The sequence below is a fragment of the Leptolyngbya sp. AS-A5 genome (genome assembly GCF_039962495.1).
In the GTDB taxonomy this organism is placed as follows: Bacteria; Cyanobacteriota; Cyanobacteriia; order Leptolyngbyales; family Leptolyngbyaceae; genus Leptolyngbya.
Window position 1 is genome coordinate 73989 of sequence record NZ_JAMPLL010000012.1, and the last position, 18411, is coordinate 92399.

Annotated in this window: 10 protein-coding genes and 1 pseudogene; 3 read left to right on the top strand and 8 right to left on the bottom strand. The window is 49.8% G+C overall.

What is annotated here, in order from left to right:
- Nucleotides 1–42 precede the first annotated feature (42 nt).
- The 4 genes and pseudogenes from NC980_RS15135 to rpsT all read right to left on the bottom strand — a co-directional run bounded on the left by NC980_RS15135 (nt 43) and on the right by rpsT (nt 10851).
- Nucleotides 43–5955 (bottom strand): annotated as a pseudogene (locus NC980_RS15135) (DNA-directed RNA polymerase subunit beta').
- 73 nt (nt 5956–6028) lie between these two features.
- On the bottom strand, nt 6029–9349 hold the full coding sequence (gene rpoB / locus NC980_RS15140) for a DNA-directed RNA polymerase subunit beta (RefSeq protein ID WP_190379441.1): 3321 nt from the start codon (nt 9347–9349) through the stop codon (nt 6029–6031).
- A 383-nt stretch (nt 9350–9732) separates the two neighbouring features.
- Nucleotides 9733–10536: a TatD family hydrolase gene (locus NC980_RS15145; RefSeq protein ID WP_190379442.1), complete on the bottom strand. Its 804-nt coding sequence runs from the start codon at nt 10534–10536 to the stop codon at nt 9733–9735.
- Nucleotides 10537–10554: 18 nt separating this feature from the next.
- The gene (gene rpsT / locus NC980_RS15150) at nt 10555–10851 is read right to left on the bottom strand and encodes a 30S ribosomal protein S20 (RefSeq protein WP_190379443.1); all 297 of its coding nucleotides are present in this window, start codon (nt 10849–10851) and stop codon (nt 10555–10557) included.
- Between the two features lie 211 nt (nt 10852–11062).
- Here rpsT and hisD point away from each other — a divergent pair, with 211 nt between their 5' ends.
- From hisD to NC980_RS15165, 3 genes are all read left to right on the top strand, one after another.
- The gene (gene hisD / locus NC980_RS15155) at nt 11063–12373 is read left to right on the top strand and encodes a histidinol dehydrogenase (RefSeq protein ID WP_190379444.1); all 1311 of its coding nucleotides are present in this window, start codon (nt 11063–11065) and stop codon (nt 12371–12373) included.
- 77 nt (nt 12374–12450) lie between these two features.
- Nucleotides 12451–13107, top strand: coding sequence for a phosphoribosyltransferase family protein (locus tag NC980_RS15160; protein ID WP_190379445.1), 657 nt, complete (start codon nt 12451–12453; stop codon nt 13105–13107).
- A 13-nt stretch (nt 13108–13120) separates the two neighbouring features.
- On the top strand, nt 13121–13465 hold the full coding sequence (locus NC980_RS15165) for a hypothetical protein (protein ID WP_242027208.1): 345 nt from the start codon (nt 13121–13123) through the stop codon (nt 13463–13465).
- Here NC980_RS15165 and hpsP read toward each other — a convergent pair.
- Genes hpsP through NC980_RS15185 form a run of 4 tightly spaced genes read right to left on the bottom strand, consistent with a single transcriptional unit; the run spans nt 13429 to nt 18373 of the window.
- Nucleotides 13429–14601: a hormogonium polysaccharide biosynthesis glycosyltransferase HpsP gene (gene hpsP / locus NC980_RS15170; RefSeq protein ID WP_190379446.1), complete on the bottom strand. Its 1173-nt coding sequence runs from the start codon at nt 14599–14601 to the stop codon at nt 13429–13431. The two genes, NC980_RS15165 and hpsP, sit on opposite strands and share 37 nt — an antisense overlap.
- Before the next feature lie 4 nt (nt 14602–14605).
- Complete coding sequence (gene hpsO / locus NC980_RS15175) at nt 14606–15769, bottom strand: hormogonium polysaccharide biosynthesis glycosyltransferase HpsO (protein WP_190379447.1); 1164 nt, start codon at nt 15767–15769, stop codon at nt 14606–14608.
- Nucleotides 15766–16743 (bottom strand): hormogonium polysaccharide biosynthesis glycosyltransferase HpsN, encoded by a 978-nt coding sequence (gene hpsN / locus NC980_RS15180; protein ID WP_190379448.1) that lies wholly within the window; start codon nt 16741–16743, stop codon nt 15766–15768. Before hpsN ends, hpsO begins: the two co-directional genes overlap by 4 nt.
- 46 nt (nt 16744–16789) lie before the next feature.
- Nucleotides 16790–18373: an ATP-binding protein gene (locus NC980_RS15185; protein WP_190379449.1), complete on the bottom strand. Its 1584-nt coding sequence runs from the start codon at nt 18371–18373 to the stop codon at nt 16790–16792.
- Nucleotides 18374–18411 lie beyond the last annotated feature (38 nt).

The following is an 18411-nucleotide window of genomic DNA, read 5'->3' on the forward strand; positions in this document are numbered from 1 at the left end:
CCCAGATTGCTCTGAGAGGTTCTCAATTATTGCTAACTCAGCTTACAGATCATCGTCATCCTCGACATCATCTGAAATTAAGTCATCATCATCGTCCAGAATCGGTGAGTAAATCGCATCCGCATCACCATCATCGCTACTGCCAAAGCTCTCAAAGCTAAAGCTTGGACGCTCCTCCAATGTCTCTAAGCCATAAGAACGCGCAGTGCGATCGTCAAGCACGACATCCGAGAAATCCGTATCCTCATCAAAGATCGTCGGATCGTACACCGGATCAATGTCAGGGCTACCGACTTCTTCGTAAGCATTGAAGCCTGTTCCCGCCGGAATCAGACGACCAATAATCACGTTTTCTTTCAGACCGCGCAACCAGTCAGATTTTCCTTCGATCGCAGCTTCTGTCAGTACCCGCGTCGTTTCTTGGAAACTTGCGGCTGAGATAAAGCTATCGGTGTTCAAGGATGCCTTGGTAATCCCCAGCAGTACAGGCTCATATTGAGCCGGCGCACCGCCCGTAATCGACATGGCATCATTCACCTGCTCGATCTGGTAGATCTCGACTAGCTCACCTGGCAGCATTGTCGTATCCCCACCGTCTTCGACCCGCGCTTTTGAGGTCATCTGACGTACGACGACTTCGATATGCTTGTCGGAAATATCAATCCCTTGAGATTGATACACTGATTGCACTTCGTTCACCAGGAAGGTTTGCACTTCCCGTAAGCTGAAGAGTGACGCATCGTGCAGGCTACCCTCTTCTAGCTTTGCTTTGAACATGACTTCAAGCAGCTCGTGGGGATTCGCAGGGCCATCAGTTAGCCGTTCTCCAGCGGCAACTTCTTGACCATCTGAAATGATTACGTTTTGTCCAGGGCCGATCGGGTATTCGGTGATTAACCCTTCTCGATCGACAATCTTGACTTCAACTGAATCATCCTCTCCGTAAACGACTTGAGCCGTTCCCGCCCGACGAGCCAGGATACACGCTTCTTTCGGTTTACGCGCTTCGAGCAGCTCTTCGATTCTCGGTAGACCTTGAATAATGTCTCCGGTCTTGGTGCGCTCGAAAATCAGCAGCACGAGATTGTCACCCCGTTGTACCAAATCCCCATCGTCGACGTGCAGCACCGCTCCCGGAGAGACACGGTACGGACGAGCGACTCGCATCGTCACCTGATTACCATCCACACTGAGGACTTGTCCGGAATCTTCCAGCGTTACGCCTGAGGCGATACTGGTTCCTGCAATCAGCAGATCGCCTGCTTTGACGGTGGGATTATTAGCAGTGATCGTCAACGTATCCACTTCCCGCACAACAAGAATGCGTCGAATCGACTCCGCTCCTTGTCGAATCCCTTGGACTTCGCCGGCTTCTTTACATTGAATCTTCGTGCGAGCGACCACTGCACCCGCCCCAATCTGATCGCCATCTTTAACCATGACTTCAGTTTGGGTTCTACCCTGAGTTACGTCTGCGGCAATGTCGCGCCGAATCACCAGCGATTCGAGAATCACAAGCTGTAAGCGCATGACCTCTGCATCGGTTTCATCGGGAATCAGTTCAATGTCAGCCGCAAGCTGAGCGTCTTGATCGACTTCGAGAACAAGCTGAGTCCGCAGCAGTTCCAGACCCTCGACCGACTTGACGCGCTCACCATCTTTGTAAGGTAAACGCTGTACGGCTCTGAGTCGAATTGCCCGTCCAGAATCTTCTTTGGTCGAATCTTGACTCGGCACAGATGGCTCATCGGGAACATTAAATTCCGTCACCGGACGCAGCAGAATTGCGGGGCCTTCAGGGGTTTCAACATACTCGGCGTACCGCAGTTCGTCAACGGTTAATCCTGGCATCACTTGTTGTCCCGGATTGACCAAGACGGCTTCCCGCGTAATTACATCGTCCAAGCTATCGATCATGTGCAGATCGCCGGGTTTGATCACGACTTCGCGCAGAATGTCATTTTTCTGAGTGACTTCGATTACCCCGTTGCTTTGACAGAAGATGTCTTTCACCACTTCTGTACCTGCTTCGACATACTGACCATCTTCGACCATCAGCAGCGAGATGTCTTTGTTGACTTCGTGCGCTTCTTCGGGAATCCAAAGCAGCGTACCGCCCTTGATCACTTCGTAACCAAGCTTCGCTTTGCCTTTTTTGCCGACTTCCACCCCAGAGTATTTGATGATGCCTCCGGTTTGGGTGTGATAGCGATCGTCTCTCAGTTCCGCTACGACTTGTCCGTTCGTTACTTGAGTTCCGGGGGTCGCTTTCAGCAAGAAGGTCTGGCTGTTCGTAGTTTCAAGGATGTACTGGTCGCGCCCTTGGTGAGTTTCTGCCCGGACTCGCGCTTGATCCAGCATCACGGATGCCGTAATGATTTGAATCTCGCGTCCGCCTTTGCTGTTTTCCGAGGACTCTGGAAGCCGGACAGTACCGCCATTTTCAGTGACTAGCTTGGTTTCTGCGATCGTTCCACCCGTTTCGACATGATCGCCGTTTTTCACGATCGGTTCTGCCCCTGGCGGTAGGTTGTAAACTTCCCCAGACAGCACCCACATCAAGCCGCCTCTTTGGGCGGTGCGAGTGGTGTTTCCTTGACGGTCTTTCTTTTCTTCGGGGACAACATCCGCGAACCGAACTTCTCCCGCAAGGTCAGAAGCCACGTCTTTCGATGCCTTTTCGGTCGTCTTGCGTCCGCGTCCGGTTAAAGGCACTTCCGCCAGAATTTGTCCGGCTTTCACCTTCATCCCGTCTTTGATCAGCAAGGTTGTTCCTTGAGACACAGTAAAGGGTTGCTTCTGTCCATCGGCTCCTTCGATCTCAATCTTGATATCCGAGCCAGCCGATTCCACAATTAGCGCATCTTCTCCGTGGCGGGTGCGGTAAGGACGAGTTCTGAGGCGCTTCGGTAGACGAACGGTGCCAGCAAAGTTCGCCTTTTCTTGTCGCGCCATTTCTCCGGTGAAGACCCCTCCCGTGTGGAAAGTCCGCATCGTGAGCTGGGTTCCTGGTTCTCCGATCGATTGAGCCGCGATAATTCCGACCGCTTCGCCGATATCAACCATGTGAGCGTGTGCCAAGCTCCAGCCGTAGCAGTGCTGACAAACCGATCGAGCCGATTCGCAGGTCAGCGGCGATCGTACAACGACTTCTTCGACTTTCTTTTTGCCAATTACTTGGGCAATATCATTGGAGATGGCTCCATTCCGTGCAATGATCACTTCTCCGGTTGCAGGATCAATCACATCTTGAGCGACAACACGACCGAGAAGCCGATTTTTGAGTGGAATGAGGACGCGATCGCCATCGGTCATGGGTCGCACAGGAATCCCCCGTTCTGTTCCACAATCGAGTTCGCGAATAATCACATCTTGCGAAACATCAACCAATCGCCGAGTCAAGTATCCAGAGTCCGCCGTTCTGAGCGCCGTATCAACTAGACCTTTCCGCGCACCGTAGGACGAAATGATGTATTCGGTAACGGTTAATCCTTCTCGGAAGTTGGTTTTAATCGGCAAGTCGATAATTTCCCCTTGCGGGTTTGCCATCAGACCACGCATCCCGACTAGCTGACGGACTTGTGAGATGTTTCCCCGTGCCCCGGAGAACGCCATCATGTAGACCGAGTTGAGCGGGTTATTCGATCGAAAGTGCCGCACCACTTCGTCTTTGAGTTCTTCGCTAGTTCCGTTCCAGGTATCAATGACCTTTTGGAACCGTTCCACTTCAGTAATTTCGCCGCGTGTGTATTTTTCTTCGGTATCGCGAATCGTCTCGGTCGCGGCATCGAGAAGCGCTCTTTTAGTCGGTGGAATTTGCAGGTCATCGACGCTAATCGAGACTCCTGCACGTGTTGCATATCGGAATCCAAGATCTTTCAGCAAGTCTGCCATTTGTGCGGTGCGGGCAGTGCCGTAATGGGTGAATGCCCACGCGATCAAGTTGGTCAGTTCTTTTTTGTTGATAACTTGATTCCGAAAAACTTGCTTTTCTGAGTTCTGCTCTGCCATGCTGTGCCCCATTTGTGCCATGAGTTGTGTGTTAGGAGTTCGGAACAAGAGCAATCGATCGCTCTTGTTCCTGTCCCATTAGCCCGCTAACGCATCAATCACCGTCTTGTTGTAAATAATCCGCCCTGGTGTCGTCTTGATGTATTGAGAAATCAAGTTACCGTCTGCATCTTCCCGTCGCCGACAAGAATCATAGATTTTGGTGACAATGCCTTCTGTCTCTTGTTGTTCGATCAAGTCGCCCAAGCCGCCTTCCACTTCGCCATCGAATCGCACCCAAACATAGGAGTGCAAATCGACTTGCTTCTGCTCGTATGCTGTAATTGCATCGTCCAAACTAGAGAAGTAGCGGCCTTCGACCTGGCTTGCATCCGGATTGTCTGCGGTCAGGTAGTAGCAGCCCAAAACCATATCTTGGCTCGGCGTGATGATCGGGCGACCCGTTGCAGGCGAAAGAATATTGTTCGATGCCAGCATTAACAATCGCGCTTCGGCTTGAGCTTCGAGAGACAGGGGAACGTGAACCGCCATTTGGTCTCCGTCAAAGTCGGCGTTAAACGCCGGACAAACGAGCGGGTGCAGTTGAATTGCACGGCCGTCTACCAGAATCGGTTCAAACGCCTGAATCCCTAGGCGGTGCAGCGTCGGGGCGCGGTTGAGGAATACAGGGTGTCCTTCAATCACCTCTTCGAGCACGTCCCAGATTGTCGGATCATTGCGCTGAATCAGTTTCTTCGCGGCTTTGATGTTGTTTACCAAGCCTTGACGAATCAAGCGGTGAATCACGAACGGCTGGAATAGCTCGATCGCCATTTCTCGCGGCAGTCCACACTGATGGATTTTCAGTTTGGGTCCGACGACGATGACCGATCGTCCAGAGTAATCGACCCGCTTACCCAGAAGGTTTTGACGGAATCGACCCTGCTTCCCTTCGATAATGTCGGAGAGCGATTTCAACGGACGGTTATTTGCACCGACGACCGTTCGACCACGACGACCGTTATCGATCAAGGCATCGACCGCTTCTTGCAGCATCCGCTTTTCATTTCGCACAATGATTTCTGGTGCGAGAATTTCTTGCAGACGGGCGAGACGGTTGTTGCGGTTGATTACGCGACGATATAGATCATTCAAGTCAGAAGTCGCAAATCGTCCACCATCCAACTGCACCATCGGACGCAAATCCGGCGGAATCACGGGGATAACATCCAACACCATCCAATCCGGTAGCGAACCTGTCGCGATGAAGTTATCCAACACCCGCAGACGTTTGATCAGCTTGGCGCGTTTTTGTCCTTTAGAAACCGCAATTTCTTCGCGCAGCCTCTCGGCTTCTTCATCCAGATTGATGTCTTGTAAAAGCTGCTTCAATGCTTCCGCACCGATGCCCACTTCTACGCCTGTCAGTTGCGAGTCTTCGCTGTAGAGTTCGTCTTCGATTTCAATCCACTGATCTTCTGTGAGCAATTGCTTGTAGGTCAGATTCTCAGCGTTTCCAGGATTGAGAACGACATAAGCGTTGAAGTAAACAATTTGCTCGACATCCCGCAATGGCATATCGAGTAAGATTGCCATGTAGCTCGGAATCCCTTTGAGATACCAAACGTGGGCTACCGGAGCTGCGAGTTTGATGTATCCCATGCGGTGACGGCGCACTCGCGATTCGGTCACTTCCACGCCGCAGCGTTCACACACAATTCCCCGGTGACGTACCCGCTTGTACTTGCCGCAGTGGCATTCCCAATCCTTTGCAGGTCCAAAAATCCGCTCACAAAACAAGCCATCCATTTCCGGCTTGAGGGTGCGGTAGTTAATCGTTTCTGGCTTGGTGACTTCTCCAACGACTTGCCCATTCGGTAAAGTCCGCTCTCCCCATTGGCGAATGCGTTCCGGAGATGCCAGACCGATTTTTACATAGTCAAATCGCTGTTCTAGCTTTGGCATCGTGTTGTCCTTGAGTGTAGAGAAAGAAGGATGAGCGATGAACTTGAAAGCGGTTCATCGCTCTGGCTTGAATTTAGTCTTCGTCGTCTTCGAGCGATTCACGCGAAATCGATTCGTAGGTCGGACGAGACGGAGCGCGACGGCTGTTTACATCCGCCATCAAATCGACTTCCATATCGCGGCTGCTGCCATCGTCTTTGGTTTCGACTTTGTGAACGGCGACATCCAGACAAAGCGACTGCAACTCGCGCATCAACACCTTGAATGATTCGGGTGTTCCCGGTCGCGGAATCGCTTTACCTTTGACGATCGCGTTCAGCGCTTCATTTCGTCCCTGCATATCGTCGGATTTCACAGTCAGCAATTCTTGGAGAGTATAGGCGGCTCCGAATGCTTCGAGCGCCCACACTTCCATTTCTCCGAATCGCTGTCCGCCTTGCTGTGCTTTTCCACCCAGCGGTTGCTGAGTGACGAGCGAGTAAGGGCCGGTCGATCGTGCGTGGATCTTGTCGTCTACCAAGTGAACCAGCTTCAGCATGTAGGCTTTACCGATCGTGATCGGTCGATCAAAGGCTTCACCGGTGCGACCGTCGTAGACCTGAATCTTGCCCGGATCGTCTGGGTTGTAGAGCCAGTAGCCATCGGCACTCGCTTTAATCCGCGTTTCTTGGGCTTCTTGCAGCTTGCCATGCACCGATTCACGCGATTTCTCGTCGCCGTGCATTTCATCGAATGGCACGATTTTGAATCGAGCATCCAAGCATTCCGCCGCCCAGCCTAAGAGACATTCGTACACCTGACCGACGTTCATCCGGCTCGGTACACCCAGCGGGTTCAAGACGATGTCAACCGGAGTGCCATCAGGAAGATAGGGCATATCTTCGATCGGTAGAATCCGCGAGATAATTCCTTTGTTTCCGTGTCGTCCCGCCATTTTGTCGCCGACTTGGATCTTCCGTTTCTGAGCGACATACACCCGGACAACCATATTTGCACCCGGAGGAAGTTCGTCGCCTTGTTCGCGAGTGAATACCCGCACGTCAACGATCCGACCTTTCTCACCGTTCGGAACGCGCAGCGAGTTATCGCGCACATCCCGCGCCTTTTCACCGAAAATCGCTCTCAAGAGTTTTTCTTCGGGTGGCTGATCTGATTCGCCTTTCGGCGTGACTTTACCGACGAGAATATCGCCCGCTTCAACATATGCACCGATGCGGATAATGCCGTTTTCATCCAACTGGCGCAGGGAATCTTCCCCAACGTTCGGGATTTCGCGAGTGATTTCTTCAGGCCCTAGCTTGGTCTGACGCGCTTCGATCTCGTATTTCTCAATGTGGATCGAGGTGTAAACGTCGTCGTATACCAGACGTTCGCTGATTAGAATCGCGTCCTCGTAGTTGTAGCCTTCCCACGGCATATACGCCACGAGAATATTCTGACCGAGCGCCAGTTCGCCGCGCTCTGTTGCAGAACCATCCGCAAGGATTTCACCTGCGACCACCTTGTCGCCGACAAAGACGATCGGACGCTGGTTCAAACAGGTATCTTGGTTCGATCGCTGATATTTCTGAACCTGGTATTCGATCTCTTTGTTGGTTTGTGCGTCTCGCACTTTGATCGAGTTCGCATCCACGTAGCTCACTTCACCATCAGTCCGGCTGACGATTACCATCCCAGAGTCACGCGCTGCTTGTGCTTCGAGTCCAGTTCCAACTAAAGGACGCTCTGGACGCAAGAGCGGCACAGCTTGACGCTGCATGTTTGATCCCATCAGTGCTCGGTTCGCGTCATCGTGTTCGAGGAACGGAATCAGCGAAGTTGCAACCGAAATAATCTGCACCGGAGAAACGGCGACATAATCGACTTCTTCAGGCGTTGCGGTCGTAAAGTCCTGACGGTAGCGAACAGCGATCGATTCCCCGATGATGTTGTTGTCGTCATCGGTGTTGATGTCACCCGCTGCCACCCGCAAATCGTCTTCTTCGTCTGCAGTCATGTAGATCGCAGGCAAGTCCTTACGAACGCGACCGTTTTCGACTTTATAGTAAGGGGTCGCGATAAATCCATATGGATTGACACGGGCGTGAGTCGCTAGTGAGCCAATCAAACCAGCATTCGGGCCTTCAGGAGTTTCGATCGGACAAATCCGCCCGTAGTGCGACGGGTGAATGTCACGAACCGCAAACCCTGCCCGTTCACGAGTTAAACCACCGGGGCCTAAGGCACTGATCCGGCGCTTGTGGGTCAACTCAGCCAATGGATTGGTTTGATCCATGAACTGCGACAACTGCGATGAACCGAAGAATTCCTTGATCGCCGCCACCAACGGTTTCGGGTTAACAAGCGATGCCGGAGTCAGTGAATCCGCATCAGAAACCGTCATCCGCTCCCGAATAATTCTTTCTAAACGGTTCAAGCCAACGCGGACTTGGTTTTGCAGCAGTTCACCCACAGAACGAACGCGGCGATTACCCAAGTGATCAATATCGTCGACCATGCCGATATCAAACTCAAGGTTAATCAGATAGTCGATCGCGCTCAAAATATCCTGCGGAGTCAGAACGCGAGTCGTTTCCGGGACGTTGAGGCGAAGCTTCTTGTTCAGCTTGTAGCGTCCGACTTTGCCCAAGTCGTAGCGTTTGGGATCAAAGAATCGAGACTCTAAAAGCTGTGCCCCACCTGAAACCGTCGGAGGTTCACCCGGACGTAATTTCCGGTAAAGCTCCATCAGCGCTTCTTCTTCGCCGTACTGACCTTCTTTTTCGATCGTTTTCTGGAAATACTCCGGATGGCGCAACGAATCAAAAATCTCGTTATCGCTTAGCCCCAATGCTTTTAATAGCACTTGAGCCGACAGCTTCCGAGTTTTATCAATCCGTACCCAAACCAGGTCATTCTTGTCGGTTTCAAATTTCAGCCAAGCACCTCGGTTCGGAATCAAACTCGCGTTGTAAGTCCGACGACCGTTCTTATCAGTTTCTGATTTGTAGTACACGCCAGGGCTACGAACGATCTGATTCACAATCACTCGTTCTGCGCCGTTGATAATGAACGTCCCTCGATCGGTCATCAGCGGCAAGTCACCGATAAACACTTCCTGCTCTTTGATTTCCCCAGTCTCTTTGTTGATGAGGCGCGTGGGGACATACATCTGAACGGCGTAAGTGCTATCGCGACGTTTTGCTTCATCGACATCGTACTTCGGACGCTTCAGCTTGAAGTTCTTCCCGATAAAATGAAGCTCTAACTTCCCGGTATAGTCAGTAATAGGCGAAAAACTATCGAGTTCTTCGATCAAGCCTTCTTCTAGGAACCAGCGGAAGCTTGCCCGCTGAATCTCAACCAAGTCCGGCAATACGAAAGCGGGGGTGGTGTAGGTAAGCTGCTCAGTCATGCGTCTCCTCTGAAGGGTCGCGAATCGATCGCGAATCCGAGATTTACGGTAATTGCAAAAATATGACAATGCAAAAAGTTTGGGTTTCTTAAGAATCCCAAAACAACGAGATATTTAATTGGTGGAACGGGGTAGTATCCAGTTGAGCCTCCAAAGTTTCCAAATGAAAATTGGAACGAAAAGATGAGCCGCGAAGCCTTTAGCTTTTGGGAATTTGCAAAGCACAGGACGCTCGAAACGTCAACTTCTCAGAACTGAGAGGTTGGGGAGTCAACAGGTCGATCAAAATTTTGCCTAGCAATTTTCGCACTCTTCTCATTATGACGCAAGTTTTTCATTTTGTGTCTTGACGATCTCGCGAATTTGTGTGATCCATTTTCGATTCAGATCACTGCCAGTTCAGGAACCGTTAAGCCAAAGAGTTGACAAGCGTTCTGAGTCGTTTGCGCGGCAAACTGCTCTATCGGCGTATCGCGTAAAGCGGCAACCTGACGAGCAACGTATTGAACGTAGGAAGGCTCATTTCGTCGCTCGCCGCGCTTGGGAACTGGAGCAAGAAACGGACAATCGGTTTCGATTAAGATGCGATCGCTTGGAACCATTTGCGCGGATGCGTGAATTTGCTTGGCGTTCTTAAACGTCACCGTTCCACTAAAGCTGATGTAGAACCCCAGATCGAGAAACCATTGCGTTTCCTCCGGAGTTCCGCCCCAGCAGTGCATCACACCCTTGACTTGTCCTTGTTCTTGCCAAAACTGCTGCACAACCTGCGCCATCGTTTCAGCCGCATCTCGACAGTGAATGATCACAGGCAAATCGAGCTGTTGCGCGATCGCAAGCTGCGCCCGAAACGCTTCGATCTGCTGGTCTCGATTCTCTGCCTTGAAAAAATCCAAGCCCATTTCGCCAATTGCCACAACTCGCTGATCGGACTGCGCTAAGGTCAGAATCTCTGAAGTCGAATCCGTTAACCACTTTTCCTCGACATCCAGCGGGTGAAGTCCCACTGCAAAGAATAATTCTGGAAAGCGATCGGCTAAGGCTCGAATTTGATCGAATTCTGACGGCTCTACGCAGGAATGAACGAGTCGAACGACACCCGCTTCACGCCAGCGCGACGCGATCTCATCCAAATCTGGCTTGAATGCGTCGAAATTGATATGCACATGAGTATCGATCAGCTGCATTCTTTGTAAAAGTGCAAACTATGAAGCTGCTACGGTTTGCTTTTGCAGGGCGCGACCGAGACGAGCTTTGCGACGAGCGCCAGTATTGCGGTGCAAAACGCCCCGCTTTACAGCCTTGTCGATCTTGCTGTAAGCCGCAGACATTGCTTCGTCAACTGCTTGTTTTGCTTCATCTGACGGATTTGCCGCAAGCTGATCCACAGCCGTAAAGTACTTCTTCATCAGCGTTTTGATCGCTGACTTATAGGATTTATTTCGCAGACGGTTGCGTTCTGCGGTCTGAACGCGCTTCTTAGCAGATTTGATATTTGCCACGGTGAGTCTTGGAGAGCTTCTAGAATGGACAGAAAAATAGTCAGATAAAATACTATAGCATCGTTGACCAACGATCGTGTCTGAATCTCTAAAATCCAGGTTAAGCTAGATAAAAAGACATAGAAGCTCCCCATTTTGGGCGCGAGATCGTTAGAATCATTCAAACCCTGCATTTCTCTCGGACGGGTTCTTTCACGACTGACATAACTCCATGCTGCGAATTATTACTCAGTGGGCTGAGGCAAGATCTGAACTGCGACGCATTTGCGATCGTACTCATGATGAGCAAGTTGTACATAAAGAAGCGACAGTCCGGGAGGTACTGCAAGCTGTAAAACGCCAAGGCGATCGCGCCTTACTCGCGTACACCCTAGAGTTTGATCAACAAGACTTAAAGCCTGAAGAACTCAAAGTGAGTGCGCGTGAGCTTGAAGCTGCGTACCACCAAGTTTCAGGAGAACTGCTCGACGCGATCCGGTTAGCTCGTCAGCAAATTGAAGCCTTTCATCGTCAGCGCGTCCCAAAAAGCTGGGTGCATTTTGGCGAGGATGAGATTGTGCTGGGGAAACGGTATACTCCGGTTGATCGTGCGGGCTTGTACGTTCCGGGCGGCAAGGCTTGCTATCCGAGTACGGTGCTGATGAATGCGGTTCCGGCGATCGTCGCTCAGGTGCCGCGTGTCGTGATGGTGACACCGCCCGGAAAAGATAAAGCAATTAGTCCAGCCGTTCTCGTGGCGGCTCAGGAAGCGGGTGTGACCGAAATTTATCGAGTTGGGGGAGCGCAAGCGATCGGGGCATTAGCGTATGGAACAGAAACCGTTCCAAAGGTTGATGTGATTACCGGGCCGGGTAACATTTACGTGACGCTGGCGAAAAAGCTCGTTTACGGCACGGTCGGAATTGATTCGCTGGCAGGGCCTTCAGAAGTGCTGGTCATTGCCGACCACACGGCAAACCCGACTCACGTTGCCGCTGATATGCTGGCACAAGCCGAACACGATGCGATGGCAGCCTCAATTCTGATTACGACCGATTCGATTTTGGCTCGTAAGGTTGTGGATGAAGTGGAACAGCAGCTGATCGATCATCCGCGTCGGATTTTGACGGAAAAGGCGATCGCTCATTACGGCATCGTCATCGTCGTGGATTCTCTAGCCGCCGCCGCAGAATTGTCAAACGAGTTTGCTCCAGAGCATTTAGAACTCGAAGTGGCTGAACCTTGGGAATTGCTGCAAAACATCCGACACGCAGGCGCGATTTTCTTAGGCGATTCAACGCCTGAAGCGGTTGGTGATTATTTAGCTGGGCCGAATCATACCCTGCCGACTTCTGGATCGGCTCGATATGCGTCACCGCTGGGTGTAGAAACCTTTTTGAAGCACTCCAGCTTGATCCAATATTCACCGATCGCACTTCAGAAAGTTGCGAGTGCGGTAGACAGCCTGGCGACCGCAGAAGGGTTGCATTCTCACGCGAATTCTGTGCGAGTTCGGATGAAAGATCTAAAAGGCGAGGCGTAAGCTTTTAAGATGTCTCTGTCCGGAACAAGAAGCTTGATCTAAGCTGAAAGTAGTTTTTAGATTTGGCAGGAGGAACGATGTTTTCGCCACAATTGTCTCCGGATGCCATCTTATTTGACGATCGCGCTGATGCAGGTCGCCAACTCGCTCAATTAGCTCTGAAGGAAGCCCAATCTCTCGATGCCTCTTACATCGTTTATGCGCTGCCGCGTGGAGGAGTCGGAATTGGAGCCGCGATCGCCGAAGCGCTTCACTGTCCGCTTGATATTCTAGTGGCTAAGAAAATTACTCGTCCTCAAGATCCAGAACTGGCGATCGGAGCCGTGACTGCAGACGGGCAGGTTTTGCGATCGCTCAATGCCAGGCTTTCAGGTTGGCAAGAGGCGCTAGAACGTGCCCAAACTAAAGCGAAAGAACAACTGGAGCAATTTCGAGATCGTCCGGATGTGACAGCATCCGGTAGAATTGCCATTCTCGTTGACGATGGAATTGCGACAGGTATGACGATTTCAGTAGCGGCGAAAGCCCTGCGCGAACAGCAACCGCAAGAAATTTGGATTTGTGCACCTGTTGCCCCCGCCGAATTAATTAAACGATTATATGAGTATGGCGATCGCGTCTTAGTGCTGGCGACTCCGGAGCCTTTCTTCAGCGTGAGTCGATTTTATCGATCGTTCCCGCAAGTGGAACTCGAAAGCGCGATCGCAGACTTGAAAAAAACTTTGCAAACCTGATAAAGGTAGAAGGATGACAAGTTTCTTGGCGCGGGGAAGGGTTATGCGGCAGTGGCGGAGTTTTTGGCACACGATCGAGTTTATGAGCCAGGAGAATCCTCCCCAGTTGATTGAGACGCTAATGTTAGCGCTGTCGATGGTGCTGTTTAGTGTCTGGCTGATACAGTCAGAGTCGGCGCAGTCGGCATCGGCTTATTTACTGCTGGGCTTGGTGCTGACAGTCGGAGCTTGTGCGTCGATTTTGGTACGTGAAGCATTGATTCCAGCGATTCGTCCGCGCCCAACTCAGGTCATGGCAACGCTGTTGCTGTTGATCAGCCTTTACGGGTTTGCCGATTTTCTGAGAATTTCGCGGTAGGCAGCGATCGTCTGTTGAGCGATCGCGTTCCAACTGTAATAAGTTTGAGCATAATTCTGAGCGTTCTTGCCGCATCGCAGTTGTTCGGCGCGATCGTGCAGGGCTGCTTTTAGCGTTTGAGTTAGGCTCTCGACATCGCAAGTACAAATCCAGCCGGATTGCGATCGCTCGATTTCTTGCCAGATGTGGACTTGATCGGAGATGACAACCGGAGTTCCGACGCTCATCGCTTCTGCAACTGCGATTCCAAAGTTTTCGTAGTATGAAGGCAAGACAAATAGATCAGCAGCTTTGAGTAAAGCGGTTTTTTCGGCTCCGGTGACGAAGCCGACGATCGAGGTTTTGTCTTTAAGTTGGGAAGTTTGGATGCGATTGCGGATGGCTGCTTCGTAGCTTGGATCTTGAGAATTTCCACCCGCAAGAACGAAATGAAAGTTTTGATCCAGTTGCTCAAGGGCGGGGATCAGCAGATCTAAGCCTTTTTTTGGATCGATGCGTGACATGAAAAGCAGAATCGGTTGATCGTCAGGAATTCCATACTTCTCATGAATTGAACTCGATTCAGAAGGCGGCAAACTGACACCGAGCGGAATCACTAAATCACGAGTCACTGTATTAAATCGCTCTGAGGTTTTGGCTTCTTGGTCGCTGGTGAAATGAACGGCAGCGGCTCCCGCGAGATTTGGACGTTCAAGTGCCGCAGCGTAGAGGCGTTTGAGGTGTCGTTTCTTCTGAAGGTCAGCAGGGTCGAGCGTTCCAAGTGGGCGAAGAATGTAAGGGAGTTGGCGCGATCGAGCAATTGCCGCAGAACAAGAACTGACCGGAGAAAAGAGCGCGTGAATATGGGCTAAATCGTAGTTTTGAGCGTTGTTTGCAAGCCAATGAAGGAGGTCGATCGAGAATTTGTAGCGACGAAACGGGGAGCATCGAAAGTAGCGAATTTCGTAGCCGTTTTGAGCAATTGGAATATCGAGAGGAACATCGAGCGGAGCTTGTCCGACATCGCCGTTTGAGTTGGTGGTAGCGATCGTCACTTCGATTCCTGCTTCTGCTAAGGTGCTCGATAGTCCTAATACCATTTGGCTGGGGCCGCCGTAGATGAGGGAGATTGACGGGATGATTTGTAAGATTTTCATTGTTTTAGAGCGATCGATAAAATTCCAGTAACTCCTTCGCCAACGCCCGATTTGTATATTTCGCAATCACACGCTCATACCCGCGCTGCCCTAACTCTTCCGCAAAACTTCGGTTATCCATCAATTGCGCGAGTCGATCACTTAACTCTCCTACGTTTCCTTCTGGAAATACCAATCCCGCTTGATCAATTACGTTCGGAATTTCACCGGAATCTGATCCAATCACCGGAACCTGACACGCCATCGCTTCGATTAACACATGACCAAATTGTTCTTTCCATCCAACCGAAGTTAGTGTCTTAAATTGGTAAGTTGTTTCGGACGGTAAGACCAAAGTATTCATCAAATTGATGTAGCGGTAAACTTCAGCATGAGGAACACTTTCGATCCAAATTAAGCGATCGCTAAATCCTAAGCTTTTCGCCTGTTGCTGTATTTCTGCTTTGAGTTCGCCGCGCCCTAATAACAGTAATTTCCAAGTGCGATCTCGCAAATTATCCAATGCTTTGATCAGGGTGAGAATTCCTTTTTCGGGTACGAATCGTCCTACAAATCCAATTATAAAATCACCTGAATTAATTCCTAGTTGTGTCGTAAGTTCCGGTTGAGATTGCGGACAAAACAAAGAATCATCTACACCTAATTGCGGCATAATTTGAAGTTTGCCTTGATAACCACGATCGCGCAAAATTTCGGCTCCAGCTTGATTTCCAGCAATGATTCCGCTCGTGTGTTTCAAGTTATATGCTTCGAGGAGTGAAATCGGAAACTTCAGTTCATACGGCAAATTCCACCAGGTGAAAAAGAGATTTTTTGCCTTCAGTCTAAGTAGATGATTTAGTGTAATCAATTGAGCATAAGCCAACGATTTTGCGCCTTGCTCAACTTGAATAATGTCGGGACGAAACTCTTTAAGTAAAGAGATTAAATCGGCTCCGAAGGTCAGCAATCCTTGATTATTTTGGCTGAAGTTAGAAATAGGAACGACTCGAAATGAGCCTTCTTCTTGATAGCGCGTCTCGATCGTATCTTTCATCACGCCGCCCGGTTTCCATCGCTTCGGCACAACGATCGTCACTTCAATTCCCGGTTCTAACTTCGCTAGAGTGCGAAATTTTTCACAATTCAAATCAACAATGTACGAATGGCTTGCAACGAGAATCTTCATGGTCTTACCTCATCTTGTTGCGTATAGATTTGTCCCTTGTTCCAAAGGGAGCGAATGACAGTGACGATCGCGCTGATAAATCCAGCTAAATAAAAGCCAAGTCGCATCAAAATTTTGATTGGAGAACCGCTTTTATGGCAGGGTGGACGACCTAAAACGTGGCAATCAAACAGCCGTAAAAAGAATCTCGTGGCTTGTGAAATGCTTAGATTGTTCAAACCCATCAAAAAGTGATTGTGATAAAAAGTCATCTGATATTTCAGCGATTTCGTGCTGATATCGTGACAGCCCCCCGTTTCCTCGCCTAAATGCACCAGTGATGCTTCAGGGTCATACCAAATCATCAATCCCGTCTTACGAAGTCTGAGGCAAAAATCGGATTCTTCTCGAACGGCACTTCCCCGAAATCGTTCATCAAACCAAATTCCATGCTGCTGGAAAATCTCGCGCCGATAAGACATATTGCAACCCCGCGCACTCAGCACGCGCTGCGGCTTCACCGTATGCACCAGATTCAAGTGATACCAAGCAATTCCTGGATCATGCGCCTCCGGTGGCAGGTCTTGAATCTCTAACCCTGGTGCAAAATCGGCTAGCTTCATTCGATCGAACACCCGTCCCGCAACGGCTCCAACCTCTGATCGCTGATAATTCTTCGCGTGTGCCGTCAAATAGCTCGGTTCTAGCTGCACATCATCATCGATAAACACGAGAATTTCCCCGCTCGATCGCCGGACTGCATAGTTTCTTGCTCCCGGCAAACTTGCCCAATTCAGGCGAAACCAGCGAATCTTGCCGACCTGCGCCAACTCTTCTAGAAACTGCTGTGTACCCGGTTCATGCACGGGCGTTTGATCGACCACTAACACCTCGTAATGAGGGTAATCTTGCTTTAGAACATCGATCAGGGTTTCTCGTAGTGGTTCTTCACGCCCATAGGTTGGGATGATGACTGAGATAAGAGGCTGAGTCATAATGCCAGAGGAAACATCGCCGTTAGTGTTCCCAGGGGGTTAGACTTTAGACCTCAGACGGAAGTGGAATTTCAATAAAAAACTTTGTTCCTGCTTGGGTTGAAGTGTAATAAAGCTTGCCGTGATGATATTTGGTGACAATTTGATGACTGATCGAAAGTCCTAACCCTTTGCCTTGACCGATCGGCTTTGTGGTGAAAAAGGGATCAAATATCTTTGCTTGAATCTCTGAGTCAATTCCGTCACCGTTATCTGAAATCGAAATTTTCACCCACTTTCCATTATTTTCATTAATGAGTTTTGTCTCGATCCGAATAACTGGACGCTGCGGTTTTGCTTGCTCTATTGCCTCGATCGCATTTGATAAAATGCTGTAAAACACCTGATTCAATTGGCTCGGACAGCACTCAACTTTCGGCAGATCACCATACTCTCTGATTAATTGGATCTCTGTGTAACGCAGTGTCTTATGTAAGCGATGTCGTAATAACGAAATCGTGCTCTCAAGGTTGGAATGTAGCTCGATTGTTTTACGTTCTGACTCATCCAGGTGAGAAAAGGTTTTTAGCCCTGTGACCACTTCTTCAATTCGTAGAGTTCCAAGCTCGATCGAGCGCAGAATTTTTGGCAAATCATCGGCGATAAATGCCAAATCAAGTTCCTCAACTTCAGCTTGAATCTCAGCCGGAAGATAAGAAACGTTTTGTTGAAATAGCCCAATTAACTTCAATAACTCCTGAGAATATTGCTCAATATGAAATAGATTTCCTTTAATAAAGTTGTTTGGATTATTAATTTCATGGGCAACGCCTGCAACCAGTTGACCCAAGCTAGATAGTTTTTCGGTTTGTATAAAATGCTGAGTTTGTTGCTGAATAAGATGCTGTGCTTGGTGGAGTTGCTCCAAGGCTTCTGTTAAATCTTGATTCTTCTGATGAAGTGCCGATTCTGCAACTCGTCGATCGTGCAAATACGATCGCAGCATTTGCAGCACAGCCAACCAGGTTGGCACTAAAAGCAAGATACTCGTTGTCATAATCACCAAAGACCACATCAAAGCAGTCTGGTAATTGTGAGAATAGATTTGAAGCTGCTGCTGAATTCTGGTATCGCGTTGAGCCACTCCTGCCGCGTAAATCTTTTTCTGCGCTTTGTAATTTGCACTGGTTAGAAGTTGTAGCGCTTCCTGCTGCTGATTTTGCTGCACTAGCTGGAAAGACTTTAATTCCAAAGCAATTAGAGCTTGATTCGCAGCATCAACCTGCTTTGCATCGTCACTGGAGTAAACATCGGGCACAAGATGGATGGACTCTTTAATCACCTCATCGAGTTGAGGAACAAATTCGTCATAACGTTTCTCCCAGGATCGATCGCCCGTTGCCGCATTCATCAGGGCAGACATGGTGAGCACTTCATCGAGATAGGTGGCTCGATCGTTCAAGTGTTGTAATCGCTGTTCCTGCTGACGAATTCGACTAAGATCCCCATAAATTTGCCAATTCATCGCTACTTGCGGTGCAAATAATCCGATCGTTAACAAGACGGCAAGCACGATCGTATGCGAGGGCTGCTTGAGCAATACAGTTTGCCACCGCTTTAGAAGTTGAGACTTGGGAAGATGTTCGAGCATTAAACAGAGGAAAGTGACAGTGAATACTCTGCAAACTT